Raw genomic sequence first — 12992 nt, 5'->3', positions numbered from 1 at the left:
TAGCTTTACTTCACTAAGGCTACAAAGCTGACTAGAATACAGGTTACTGCAAAAATCCATGTCCAGTAACGATTAGGGATGAACATGAAGGAAGATCGATCGCGGAAAGCTATGCGTTGCCCGGTTTCCTCATCAATCATATACCGAACTTGATCGGAAACAAATTTCTTTGTCAATAAATAATTGATACCAGCTGAAAAGATTCCCATCATACATCCAAGTATGATACTATCTGTTCTATTGCTCACATTAAGATGAAGAGCCATAAAAATAATATTGGTTAGTGCCCCGCCAAGCATAAAAGCAAGGGGAACGAGCAAGCCTTTACCACGCCAAACAATCATAAAACAATCTCCTGATTTCTATCTTAATCAAAATACAGCAAGTCTTTGCTAGTTTCGGTAAAGAGGCCAAAACCTTCTTTTGTCACATAACCACAGTCTTCAATTCGAACCCCGACTTTTCCAGGAATATAGATACCTGGTTCGACAGAGAAGCACATTCCTTCTTCGATGACCATGTCATTTCCTTCCATGATAGAAGGGAATTCATGCACATCCATTCCAATGCCGTGTCCGAGGCGGTGGTTGAAGTATTCGCCGTAACCAGCTTTTTCGATGACGCTGCGGGCAGCACGGTCTACTTCATGCGCCGTTACACCTGGCTTAATCATATCTAAAGCAGCCTGTTGAGCTTCTAAGGTTAAGTGGTAGATTTCTTTTTTGAAGTCATCTGGTTTTCCAACCGCAACGGTACGCGTCATATCTGAAGCATAGCCGTTCACCATACATCCCAAGTCGAAGAGAAGAAGTGCATCTTTTTCAATTTTGTTGCTACCAGGGATGCCATGAGGATTGGCTGCATTGTTTCCAGTCAAGACCATAGTTTCAAAGCTCATTTCATAGCCCAAGCGTTTAATTCCAAAGTCGATTTCTGCAACGATATCGGTTTCTGTTTTATCCAAAGAGATGGCTTCAAATCCCATATTGACAGCTTTATCCGCATATTGACCGGCAATCAACATTTTTTGAATCTCATCTGCAGATTTGATCAAGCGCATACGGTTGATCCGAGGGCTGAGATTGGTAAATGTTGCTTGTTCAAAGACTGAACGAAGCCCATGGTACTTGGTCAAAATCAAATTATCAAATTCCAAAGCGACCTTTTTGGCTTCTGGGTTTGCGCTAGCCCCTTTGATTTTTTCCCAAGGGTTTTCAGAATCCACATAGCCAACCACTTGGAAATCCACAACTGCTGTCGCCCGTTCTACCTCAAGAGCAGGGACAAAAAGAAGCGGTTCATGGTCTGGATAGACAAACAGGAAGAGTTGACGCTCGTGAGGATCGCTATAGAATCCAGTTAAATAGTTGATAGTGACAGGGTCAGAAACAACTGCAATATCCGTTTTTTCGGTTTCAAGAAATGCTACAATTTGATCTAATTTAGACATAAGCTACCTTCTTTCTATTGATAATATTTTGTCAAATTTTTCCTAAAAAATCAAGAGTTTGCAAAAAGATGTTAAAATGCTTGAAAGTGTTTACAATAAGTGATAAAATAGTTGTTACAGAAGACTGAAAACGAAATTTTCAATAAAGAAAGGAAGTATTATGAATACAGACGATACTGTAACCATTTACGACGTTGCCCGAGAGGCGGGTGTCTCAATGGCGACTGTTAGCCGTGTCGTGAACGGAAATAAGAACGTTAAGGAAAATACTCGTAAAAAAGTATTGGAAGTCATTGAACGTTTGGACTATCGTCCGAATGCAGTAGCTCGTGGACTTGCGAGTAAGAAAACCACAACGGTAGGTGTTGTAATTCCGAATATTACCAATAGTTACTTTTCTACTTTAGCTAAAGGAATTGATGATATCGCAGAAATGTATAAATACAACATCGTCCTTGCTAATAGTGATGAAGATGATGATAAAGAAGTTTCTGTTGTCAATACTCTTTTCTCAAAACAGGTCGATGGGATTATATTCATGGGCTACCACTTGACAGAAAAGATTCGTTCAGAATTCTCTCGTTCTCGGACGCCAGTGGTCCTTGCTGGGACAGTTGATGTCGAACATCAATTGCCAAGTGTCAATATCGATTATAAGCAAGCGACAGTAGACGCGGTTACACTATTGGCTAAACGAAATAAAAAGATTGCTTTTGTAAGTGGACCATTAGTGGATGATATCAATGGAAAGATTCGCTTGGCTGGCTACAAAGATGCTTTAAAAGCAAAAAAATTGTCTTATAGTGAAGGATTGGTCTTTGAGTCTAAATACCGCTATGAAGAAGGCTATAACTTAGCTGAACGCATCATTGCATCCAAAGCGACAGCAGCCTTTGTGACTGGGGATGAATTGGCAGCAGGTTTGCTTAATGGTCTAGCTGATCAAGGTGTGAAAGTACCGGAAGATTTTGAGTTGATTACCAGTGATGATTCACAAATTACACGCTACACTCGTCCAAACCTTTCAACTGTTGGGCAACCACTATATGACTTGGGAGCTATCAGTATGCGGATGTTGACAAAAATTATGCATAAAGAAGAATTGGAAGAAAGAGAAGTTCTTCTTGCCCATACCATCAATCATCGTGGGACTACTAAGAAGTAAAAACCAAGAGGCTGGGACAAAATTCCTAGCCTCTTAATTGTCTTTGGATTGTCGAGCAAGACGCAGTGGTTGAGTGGACTCTACTACGCTGATTTCATCAGCTTTTACAGCCCTACTCAACTGTGCGGAGGTGGGACGACGAAATCGAATTCTAACGAATTACCGATTTCTGTCCCACTCTCTTTTTCTTGTCTCTGTATGAATCTCCGGTAAAACTTGAAGGGGTCTACTAAATCAGGTATAATAGAGGGTATGAAAGTATTACTGTATCTAGAAGGAAAATCCGTTTTGCAAAAATCGGGAATCGGTCGTGCCCTCCAACACCAAATGCATGCCTTGGATTTGGCAGGGATTCCCTATACGACAGATATTTTAGGGAATTATGATGTAGTCCACATTAATACCTATGGTCCTCGGAGCTTGTTGCTATTACATGCTGCCAAACGTCGGGGGAAAAAGGTCATTATGCATGGGCATTCCACACGGGAAGATTTCCAAAATTCATTTATTGGGTCCAATTTGTTTGCTCCCTTATTTGGCAAATACTTGGCTCACATGTATAAAAAAGCCGATTTTATTATTACCCCTTCAGAGTATTCTAAGCAACTGATTCAGTCCTATGGGGTCAAGACTCCTATTGTTGCTGTTTCCAATGGGATTGATTTGTCTAAATATAAAAAAGATCCCAAAAAAGAAGAGGTTTTTCGGAAGCACTTTAATATTCAAGAAGGAGAGAAAGTCGTTCTATGTGCGGGTCTCTACTTTAGACGAAAAGGGATTGAAGACTTTGTAGAGGTGGCTCGTCGGATGCCGGATGTCCGCTTTATTTGGTTGGGATCGATTAATAAATGGTTGATTCCTCGGGCTATTCGTCGTCTGGTAGAGAAAGACCATCCGAGCAATGTTGAATTCCCTGGCTATTTTAAGGGAGCTGTGTTCCAAGGGGCCATGACGGGTGCGGATGCCTTCTTCTTCCCGTCTTACGAAGAAACGGAAGGAATCGTCGTCTTAGAAGCATTAGCGGGTCACCAGCATGTCGTCCTCCGGGATATTCCAGTTTATCATGGTTGGGTAGACCAAGAGTCAGCAGAATTGTGCCATTCAGTGGATGAGTTTGTGGACTCTCTTGAAAAAGTCTTGTCTGGTCAGGTAGACAAGCGCGATGCAGGAGACCGGGTCGCCCAAAGCCGCTCAATTGATTTGGTAGCCGATCAACTAGTCAAAGCCTATCAGCAAGTATTGGAGATGTAATATGCGTATTGGATTATTTACAGATACTTATTTTCCGCAAGTGTCGGGGGTTGCGACCAGTATTCGAACCCTTAAAACGGAATTGGAGAAGTTGGGACATACTGTTTTTATCTTTACGACGACAGATAAGGATGTCAACCGCTATGAGGACTGGCAAATTATCCGTATTCCAAGTATTCCCTTCTTTGCCTTTAAGGATCGGCGAATTGCCTATCGCGGGTTTACCAAGGCTTTGGCCATTGCCAAACAATACAAGTTGGATATGATCCATACGCAGACGGAGTTTTCTTTAGGACTACTCGGGGTTTGGATTGCTAAAGAACTTCGAATTCCTGTGATTCATACCTATCATACCCAGTATGAAGATTATGTGCGTTATATTGCTAAGGGGATGGTTATCCGACCAAGTATGGTTAAGTACATTGTTCGTGGTTATATGAATGACTTGGATGGGGTAATCTGCCCGAGTGAAATCGTGTATGACCTCTTGCTGAAATATAAGGTTAAGGCTGAAAAGCGGATTATTCCAACAGGAATTGAGCTGGCAAAATTTGAACGCCCTGAAATCACACAAGTGGAGACGCAAGCCCTTCGTGAAAAATTAGGGATTCAAGAGGGTGAAATCATGCTTTTGAGCTTGTCACGGGTTTCTTATGAAAAAAATATCCAAGCGGTTATCGCGGCCTTGCCTAAAGTGCTAGAAGAAAATGCGCATGTAAAATTGATTGTGGCCGGAGATGGGCCTTATTTAGGAGATTTGAAGACCCAGGTACGAAAACTGGGCATCGAGCAGGCTGTGGTCTTCACTGGGATGATTCCACCAAATGAAACAGCTCTTTACTATAAAGCAGCGGATTTCTTTATTTCGGCTTCGACTAGTGAGACGCAAGGCTTGACCTATTTGGAGAGTATCGCTAGTGGGACGCCCCTAATTGCTCAGAGTAATCCTTACTTAGATAATGTGATTAATGATCGGATGTTCGGAATCTTGTATGACCAAGAAGAAGATTTGGCAGCAGCCATTTTAGAAGCGACCTTAGCTACACCAGAAAAGGATGAGACCAAGTGGGAGGAGAAGCTTTATGAAATTTCTTCTACAAACTTTGGGCGCAGGGTCTATGAATTCTATCTGGATGCCATTATTTCGAAAGATTTTTATAATGAACGTCATCCAGAGGAAAGCCGTACCAAACGGGTAACCAAGTCTATTGTGAAAATTCCACAAAAGGTCATCGCTATGCCAGTAAATGGGTCTGTGAGAATCATGAAGGGTTCCTTTAAACAGGTGAAAAAGATACGCAACATTACCAAGTTATTGGATTAGATGGGAGTTTTTTTCTCTTGCAAAAATTTTCAATCGTGCTATAATACTAGTCAGAGACATATCAAATCTAGGAAATCTGATAGAGAGCGCGTGGAGCTGGAAATCGCGTAGAGGATAGATTTGGGACTACTCGATTAACTTTTTATGCAAACATAAAACGGTGGCCACGTTAGAGCCAATCAGAGGTGTCCCTCTTTTTTGAGGAACATAAATGAAGGTGGAACCACGTTGCGACGTCCTTTCGAGGAGGTCGCTTTTTTGTTTGTTTGATGAAGAAATCAAAAAGAGTTTCACCATAACTAAGATATTTAAAAATTTATAAGGAGAAGATTATGATTAAGATTACTTTCCCAGATGGCGCTGTTCGTGAATTCGAATCTGGCGTTACTACTTTTGAAATTGCCCAATCCATCAGCAATTCTCTAGCTAAAAAAGCTCTTGCTGGTAAATTTAACGGTAAATTGATTGACACAACTCGTGCGATTACCGAAGACGGAAGCATTGAAATCGTGACACCAGATCACGAAGATGCTCTTCCAATCTTGCGTCACTCCGCAGCACACTTGTTTGCTCAAGCAGCTCGTCGCCTTTTCCCAGACATTCACTTGGGTGTTGGTCCAGCTATCGAAGATGGTTTCTACTACGATACTGATAACCAAGCTGGTCAAATCTCAAACGAAGATCTTCCTCGTATCGAAGAAGAAATGAAGAAAATCGTGAAAGAAAACTTCCCATCTATTCGTGAAGAAGTGACTAAAGATGAAGCGCGTGAAATCTTCAAAAACGACCCTTACAAGCTTGAATTAATTGAAGAACACTCTGAAGACGAAGGTGGCTTGACCATCTACCGTCAAGGTGAGTATGTAGACCTTTGCCGTGGTCCTCATGTCCCATCAACTGGTCGCATCCAAATCTTCCACCTTCTCCATGTAGCTGGTGCTTACTGGCGTGGAAATAGCGACAATGCTATGATGCAACGTATTTACGGTACAGCTTGGTTCGACAAGAAAGACTTGAAAAACTACCTTCAAATGCGTGAAGAAGCCAAAGAACGTGACCACCGCAAACTTGGTAAAGAGCTTGACCTCTTCATGATTTCTCAAGAGGTTGGTCAAGGGCTTCCATTCTGGTTGCCAAATGGTGCGACGATCCGTCGTGAATTGGAACGCTACATCGTCGATAAAGAGTTAGCTTCTGGCTACCAACACGTTTACACTCCACCACTTGCTTCTGTAGAGCTTTACAAGACTTCTGGTCACTGGGATCACTACCAAGAAGACATGTTCCCAACTATGGATATGGGAGATGGGGAAGAATTCGTCCTTCGCCCAATGAACTGCCCACACCACATCCAAGTCTTTAAACACCATGTTCACTCATACCGTGAATTGCCAATCCGTATCGCTGAAATCGGGATGATGCACCGCTATGAAAAATCTGGTGCCCTTACTGGTCTTCAACGTGTACGCGAAATGTCTCTCAACGACGGTCACCTCTTTGTAACTCCTGAACAAATCCAAGAAGAATTCCAACGTGCCCTTCAGTTGATTATCGATGTTTACGGAGACTTCAACCTAAACGAGTACCGTTTCCGCCTCTCTCTTCGTGACCCTCAAGATACTCACAAGTACTTTGATAACGATGAAATGTGGGAAAATGCCCAAACCATGCTTCGTGCTGCTCTTGATGAGATGGGCGTTGACTACTTTGAAGCTGAAGGGGAAGCAGCCTTCTACGGACCAAAATTGGATATCCAGGTGAAGACTGCCCTTGGAAAAGAAGAAACCCTTTCTACGATCCAGCTTGACTTCTTGCTCCCAGAACGCTTCGACCTTAAATATATTGGAGCTGATGGTGAAGAACATCGCCCAGTTATGATCCACCGTGGGGTTATCTCAACTATGGAACGCTTCACAGCGATCTTGATTGAGAACTACAAGGGTGCCTTCCCAACATGGCTTGCACCACACCAAGTAACCCTCATCCCAGTATCTAACGAGAAACACGTTGACTACGCTTGGGAGGTAGCGAAGAAGCTCCGTGACCGTGGTGTCCGTGCTGATGTGGATGAACGCAATGAAAAAATGCAGTTCAAGATCCGTGCTTCACAAACAAGCAAGATTCCTTACCAATTGATCGTTGGTGACAAGGAAATGGAAGACGGAACTGTCAATGTTCGTCGCTATGGACAAAAAGAAACAAACACTGTGTCAGTAGATGAGTTTGTAGCAGCTATCCTAGCTGATATCGCCAACAAATCTCGTGTTGAGAAATAAAACGATAAAACCTGGGATAAAAATTCCAGCTACCTAAAAAGGAGGTTGGGACAAAAGATCCCGACCTCACTTTTTATTAGCAATCAAACTTTGACGCGGTAGCTGATTGAACTTTTTGTTCGTCTTTTAGACTCCAAAAAGCTCCTAATCATCCTCGCGGGCCTGGGACTACGAAATCGAGACTTTGTCTATCGATTTCTGTCCCACCGCCTTTTTATATTTTGTTTAACCTGAGCTAGTAGTGATTGGTCAAACCACCACAAATAGTATCCTCATCAACAATCCTTTCTATCCATTAACTTTTGGATATAGGATATCCCCCCAAGATTTGCTTCCATGAGTTAGATAAGTTGACTATCCTCAATCCTTGTCTGCCTCATTTTCTTTTACGAGATCGTTTTGTGAATCTTTTTCAGAGAGTTTTTGATCGATATACTTGTCAATGTTTTCGTAAAATTCCTTGGTCGTCTCACTATCTAATTTTGTCGAATTATGGACTTGATTGACTTTCAATTGAACAGATTGAATACCGTAAGAGGCTTGTTTTTGGCGAATGGTTTCTAATTCTTCTTCTGAAATCGGATCTCCAACAACCGTCAAGACCAATTCATTATTCCTCGACTTGTAGACTTGATTAATGACCGTATGATTAGTGAACTCTTTTCCTACAAACTGTTTGATCCCTTCTTTTCGCGCTTGATCCATCGTCAGAGTGACTGCTGAATAGCTGGCTGGAAGGACCAATAATACAATCAAGGATATCAACCCAATTTTCATTTTAATGTTTAGCTCATTAAATGAACTTAAGGGAGATTTTCTCATCAAAATTCTTGTTCCAACAATGTTGATTAGCATGATAAAGACACAGTTAATCAAGAAAAGATAGAGAGCTCCAAATAAGAATCGTACATTTCCATTAGCTAAACCATAGCCTGCAGTGCAGATAGGTGGCATCAGAGCTGTTGCGATGGCTACTCCTGGCACGATATTGTTTGCTTCTTTTTTCCTTGAACCAATAAAACCTGCTATCCCACCAGCAATAGCAATGAGAACATCCCAAATGGTTGGAGAGGTTCGTGCAATCAACTCGCTACTTGCATAAGATAAGGGAGAAATCCAGAAATACAGAGTCGAGACAAGCAAACTGACCAATACTTGAGTAAATAAAACCTCTAGAGATTGCTTGATTAAACGCGTATCAAAAATAGCTAAACCAAACCCCAGTCCAATAATCGGTGTCATAAGAGGGGAAATCAGCATGGCTCCAATAATGACAGCTGTTGAATTCATATTTAGACCTATAGAGGCAATAAAAATCGAACACATCAAAATCACTGTATCTCTTAATCGAACATGAAGGTCATCATATAGTTTCTCGCGGAATTCACGTGTTGAATAGTTTCTGGTCATTGGTTACTCCTTTTATTTCATATAATCTTGTTTCTGAATGGATGATGGTAGAGAGACTTATGTTCAATCTTACATACTTTAAATTCTCACCTATTATTCTTTTGAAAATTTTCCTTTAAGTAGCCATCAGTCCATCCTTAACATTATATCAAAAATTTTACAGCCTTTTTCTGAAGAATTCTATCAATTGAACAGATAGAGAAAGTCAGAAATTTTAGATTCCTTATTCAAGGAAGGAAGAACGGTATCTCCTCTGAAAGAAGATACCGTTTTAATGTTTAAACATGATGAGTATGTTTGTAGAAGCAATTTTTGCTGATATCGCCAACAAATCTCGTGTAGCAAAATAACAGATAGAAAAGCTAGGCTTCACACCTAGCTTTTCTGTGGATTGAAAATAATTATTCAAGCGCTATTTTAGTGACCTCTATGTTGTGATTATCATTTTTTCTATTGCACAACCTTTTTCTTTCTCTTTCTTTACAAATCAAAGTATAACTCCCATTTTTCAAAGAAATTTGCTATAATGAAAGGACAGAGATTTGAAGAAGCAAAGAAAAAATAGAAGTAGGTACATGTATGAAGAAAATTCTTGTTGTAGATGATGAAAAGCCGATTTCGGATATTATAAAATTCAATATGGCCAAAGAAGGCTATGAAGTCTTGACTGCCTTCGATGGAAAAGAAGCACTGGCTGTTTTTGAAGCTGAGAGCCCAGATATTTTGATCTTGGACCTCATGCTTCCTGAAATTGATGGTTTGGAAGTAGCACGTACCATTCGAAAGACCAGTAATGTGCCGATTATTGTCTTATCTGCAAAAGATACAGAATTTGATAAGGTCATCGGTCTTGAAATTGGTGCGGATGACTATGTGACTAAGCCATTCTCAAATCGTGAGCTTCAAGCTCGCGTAAAAGCTTTATTGCGTCGGACAGAACTAACGGTAGAATCACAGACAGAGTCTACATCAGATTCAGATATTGTGATTGGTGATTTGAAAATCATTCCGGATGCCTTCCTTGCTCAGAAAAAAGGCAAAGAGCTCGAGTTGACCCATCGCGAATTTGAGCTGCTCTATCACTTGGCAACCCATGTAGGCCAAGTCATGACCCGTGAGCATTTGCTGGAAACAGTCTGGGGCTACGATTATTTTGGAGATGTTCGGACAGTGGACGTAACGATTCGACGTTTGCGTGAAAAAATCGAAGATATTCCAGGCCGTCCGGAGTATATTTTAACGCGCCGCGGTGTCGGTTACTATATGAGAAACAATGATTAATCACATCAAAGAAGTCATGACCTCTTATAATTTTGTTTTTATATTACTCACTCTTGGATTTATTATCGTGGTGGCCTTGCTGATTCTAGAAAATCGTCGGGATAACATGAAGCTACGCCTGTTGAATGATAAAATTAAGAGTTTGATTGCTGGAGAATATTCAGATATTATTGATTTACAAGGAGGTCCTGAATTGACAGAGATTTCCAACAGTATCAATGATTTATCAGAAGTTATCCGTTTGACGCATGAAAATTTGGAGCAAGAAACCAAGCGCTTGACCAGTATTCTTTCCTATATGACAGATGGGGTTTTAGCGACCAATCGTCGTGGGCAGATTATCCTAGTCAATGAAATGGCTGCCAAACAACTTAATGTCGTGGTCGAAGAGGTCGTGAACATCAGTATTCTGGATTTGCTTGGTATTAGTGAAGAGTATGAACTGCGAGACTTGATTACCAATGTTCCGGAACTGACTATCGATTCGCAGGATGAAAATGGGGAGTACATCTCTTTACGGGTTCGCTTCGCCTTGATTCGGAGAGAATCTGGTTTTATTTCTGGTCTAGTTGCCGTTTTGCATGACACAACCGAACAGGACAAGGAAGAGCGGGAACGTCGTTTATTCGTATCCAACGTTAGTCATGAACTCCGAACCCCACTGACCAGTGTCAAATCCTACTTGGAGGCCTTGGATGACGGAGCGATTTCCGAGCCAGTTGCACCGGAATTTGTTAAAGTATCTTTGACAGAGACCAACCGGATGATGCGGATGGTGACGGATTTATTGAGTCTTTCACGGATCGATAATGAAACCAGTCAATTAGATGTTGAATTGACTAACTTTACAGCCTTTATCACCTTCATTTTGAACCGCTTCGATAAGATGAAGAGTCAGGTTGGAGAGAAGAAATATGATATTGTTCGTGATTATCCAATTTCTCCTGTCTGGGTTGAAATTGACACAGATAAGATGACGCAGGTTTTAGACAATATCTTAAATAACGCTATTAAATATTCCCCAGATGGTGGGGAAATTCGTGTGGGAATGAAAACAACGGATGCCCAGTTGATTATTTCGATTTCGGATGAGGGATTAGGGATTCCTAAAAAAGACCTTCCTCGTATTTTTGACCGCTTTTATCGCGTGGATAAGGCACGTAGTCGCGCCCAGGGTGGGACTGGTTTAGGACTTGCCATTGCGAAGGAAATTATCAAGCAGCACAAAGGATTTATTTGGGCCAAGAGTGAATATGGAAAAGGTTCTACTTTCACGATTGTTCTACCATATGATAAAGATGCTATCCTGGATGATGGATGGGATAATGAAGGTGAATAAGAAGACAAATGGATGAAAAAGGGTTTAAGTATAGTATTTTAGCTTCGGGTTCGAGTGGTAATTCATTTTACCTAGAGACACCTAAGAAAAAAATTCTAGTAGATGCAGGCTTGTCCGGGAAGAAGATTACAGGTTTGCTTGCAGAAATTGATCGCAAACCCGAAGATCTTGACGCTATTTTGATCACACATGAACATTCGGATCACATTCATGGCGTTGGTGTGCTAGCTCGTAAATACGGGATGGACCTATACGCCAATGAAGCTACATGGAAGGCCATGGAGGGAAGCAAGTACCTTGGGAAGGTCGATGACTCCCAGAAACATCTTTTTGAAATGGGCAAGACCTTAACCTTCGGGGATTTGGATGTGGAAAGTTTTGGTGTCAGTCATGATGCTGCGGCTCCCCAGTTCTATCGTTTCATGAAGGATGGGAAGAGTTTTGTCATGCTGACGGATACAGGTTATGTCAGTGATCGGATGGCAGGGATTGTTGAAAATGCAGATGGCTATTTGATCGAGTCCAACCACGATGTGGAAATCCTACGAGCTGGCTCTTATGCTTGGCGATTAAAGCAACGGATCTTATCCGATTTGGGTCACCTCTCTAATGAAGATGGTGCGGATGCCATGATTCGGACACTAGGCAATAAGACCAAAAAGATTTATCTGGGCCACTTATCGAAGGAAAACAATATCAAGGAATTGGCCCATATGACCATGGTCAATCAATTGGCTCGAGCAGATTTGGCAGTGGGTCATGATTTTGAAGTGTTGGATACATCTCCAGATACAGCGACTCCATTAGTAGATATCTAAATGATTAAAAAGAGAGTGGGACAGAAATCGGTAATTCGTTAGAGTTCGATTTCGTCGTCCCACCTCCGCACAGTTGAGTAGGGCTGTAAAAGCTGATGAAATCAGCGTAGTAGAGCCCACTCAACCACTGCGTCTTGCTCGACAATCCAAGGACAATTGAGAGGCTAGGATTTTTGTCCCAGCCTCTTTTAGGTCAGTGTTGTAGGCTTGAAATGAGTGGAAGAATAGGAGCAGTTAGTTTGAAATATGTGTATATAACAGTAGGGTTTATTTCCTTAGGATTAGGGATTATTGGGATTCCTTTACCTATTTTACCTACGACCCCGTTTCTTTTATTAGCCATGGCTTGTTTTGCCAAGAGTTCTCAACGGTTTGAAGACTGGTTACATGGGACCAAGTTGTACCAAACTTATGTAGCAGATTATCGGGAAACAAAGTCGATCTCTAAGAAACGGAAAAAACGAATTATTTTACAAATTTATCTTTTGATGGGGATTTCCATTTACCTGGCTCCACTCTGGTTTGTGAAATTAGGTCTAGTGGGATTAACTATTTTTATAAGCTATTATTTGTTCAAAGTGATTCCGGATAAAGAAGAATGATAGATGGAAAGAATAGGTCCTAAATCCTATCTTGAAAACAAGGGAAAGGAGTGCGATACGCACTCTTTTTTGGTAT

Annotated in this window: 11 protein-coding genes; 8 read left to right on the top strand and 3 right to left on the bottom strand. The window is 41.3% G+C overall.

The window, feature by feature from the left end; all coding sequences use genetic code 11:
• Nucleotides 1-5 precede the first annotated feature (5 nt).
• Nucleotides 6-344, bottom strand: a complete 339-nt coding sequence (locus EL081_RS07210; protein ID WP_126404604.1) for a hypothetical protein — start codon at nt 342-344, stop codon at nt 6-8.
• 23 nt (nt 345-367) lie between these two features.
• A complete protein-coding gene (locus EL081_RS07205) occupies nt 368-1450 on the bottom strand; it encodes a M24 family metallopeptidase (protein ID WP_126404603.1) in 1083 nt (360 codons plus the stop codon).
• 160 nt (nt 1451-1610) lie between these two features.
• Between EL081_RS07205 and ccpA the strand changes: the two genes are divergently transcribed.
• The 4 genes from ccpA (at nt 1611) to thrS (ending at nt 7466) form a co-directional block, all read left to right on the top strand.
• Nucleotides 1611-2615, top strand: coding sequence for a catabolite control protein A (gene ccpA / locus EL081_RS07200; RefSeq protein ID WP_117744504.1), 1005 nt, complete (start codon nt 1611-1613; stop codon nt 2613-2615).
• A gap of 252 nt (nt 2616-2867) precedes the next feature.
• Entirely contained in the window at nt 2868-3866 is a 999-nt protein-coding gene (locus EL081_RS07190; protein ID WP_126404601.1) for a glycosyltransferase family 4 protein, read from the top strand.
• Nucleotide 3867: 1 nt separating this feature from the next.
• Nucleotides 3868-5190, top strand: coding sequence for a glycosyltransferase family 4 protein (locus EL081_RS07185; protein ID WP_126404599.1), 1323 nt, complete (start codon nt 3868-3870; stop codon nt 5188-5190).
• A gap of 332 nt (nt 5191-5522) precedes the next feature.
• On the top strand, nt 5523-7466 hold the full coding sequence (gene thrS / locus EL081_RS07180) for a threonine--tRNA ligase (RefSeq protein ID WP_126404597.1): 1944 nt from the start codon (nt 5523-5525) through the stop codon (nt 7464-7466).
• Nucleotides 7467-7826: 360 nt separating this feature from the next.
• Here thrS and EL081_RS07175 read toward each other — a convergent pair whose 3' ends face one another.
• A complete protein-coding gene (locus tag EL081_RS07175; RefSeq protein ID WP_126404595.1) occupies nt 7827-8876 on the bottom strand; it encodes a DUF389 domain-containing protein in 1050 nt (349 codons plus the stop codon).
• A 579-nt stretch (nt 8877-9455) separates the two neighbouring features.
• On the opposite strand from EL081_RS07175, the gene yycF reads away from it, so the two are divergent.
• From yycF to EL081_RS07155, 4 genes are all read left to right on the top strand, one after another.
• The gene (yycF, locus tag EL081_RS07170) at nt 9456-10157 is read left to right on the top strand and encodes a response regulator YycF (protein ID WP_048717457.1); all 702 of its coding nucleotides are present in this window, start codon (nt 9456-9458) and stop codon (nt 10155-10157) included.
• On the top strand, nt 10150-11496 hold the full coding sequence (gene vicK / locus EL081_RS07165; RefSeq protein WP_126404593.1) for a cell wall metabolism sensor histidine kinase VicK: 1347 nt from the start codon (nt 10150-10152) through the stop codon (nt 11494-11496). Before yycF ends, vicK begins: the two co-directional genes overlap by 8 nt.
• 8 nt (nt 11497-11504) lie before the next feature.
• Nucleotides 11505-12314 (top strand): MBL fold metallo-hydrolase, encoded by an 810-nt coding sequence (locus EL081_RS07160; protein ID WP_125374345.1) that lies wholly within the window; start codon nt 11505-11507, stop codon nt 12312-12314.
• 212 nt (nt 12315-12526) lie between these two features.
• Nucleotides 12527-12916 carry a YbaN family protein gene (locus EL081_RS07155; protein ID WP_414386485.1) on the top strand — a complete coding sequence of 130 codons (390 nt, stop codon included), beginning with the start codon at nt 12527-12529 and terminating at the stop codon, nt 12914-12916.
• Nucleotides 12917-12992 lie beyond the last annotated feature (76 nt).

The organism is Streptococcus viridans (genome assembly GCF_900636365.1).
Taxonomy (GTDB): domain Bacteria; phylum Bacillota; class Bacilli; order Lactobacillales; family Streptococcaceae; genus Streptococcus; species Streptococcus viridans_A.
The sequence above is the reverse complement of the archived record's forward strand: the minus strand, read 5'-3'. Positions and strand labels throughout refer to the sequence as shown.